The organism is Chromohalobacter sp. HP20-39 (genome assembly GCF_033052815.1).
Lineage (GTDB): Bacteria > Pseudomonadota > Gammaproteobacteria > Pseudomonadales > Halomonadaceae > Chromohalobacter.
Genome location: NZ_JAWHTP010000176.1, coordinates 1 through 431, shown reverse-complemented (window position 1 = coordinate 431; position 431 = coordinate 1). Strand labels below are relative to the sequence as shown.

Below are 431 nucleotides of genomic sequence, written 5' to 3'. Positions count from 1 at the left end.
GCGTGCCATGGCCGCTGCGGCAATGGCAAGCAGCGTGCCGCCCAGGCAGTAGCCCGTAGCGTGCACGCGCTGATTCGGCACGATGGCATTGACCGCATCAAGCGCGGCAAAAACGCCGAGCTTGAGGTAGTCATCCATGTCGAGATCGCGGTCCGCCTCGTCTGGGTTCTTCCATGAGATGCAGAACACGGTATGGCCCTGCTCCACCAGATAGCGGATCAGCGAGTTCTGCGGGGATAGATCCAGGATGTAGTACTTCATGATCCACGCCGGCACGATCAGGATGGGCTCGGCCTGGACCTTGGGCGTGGTGGGGGTGTACTGGATCAGCTCCATCAGGCGATTGCGCAGCACGACCTTGCCGGGCGTCACCGCCACGTCGCGCCCCACCACGAAACGCTCGGTGCCGGCGGCCGGCGCCCCGCTCATGG

General features: G+C 64.5%; 1 protein-coding gene. It reads right to left on the bottom strand.

Annotated elements, in window-relative coordinates; all coding sequences use genetic code 11:
* Window positions 1-431, bottom strand: a 431-nt coding sequence (locus tag RVY79_RS17510) for an alpha/beta fold hydrolase (RefSeq protein ID WP_317465763.1), incomplete at both ends; no start/stop codon positions are given.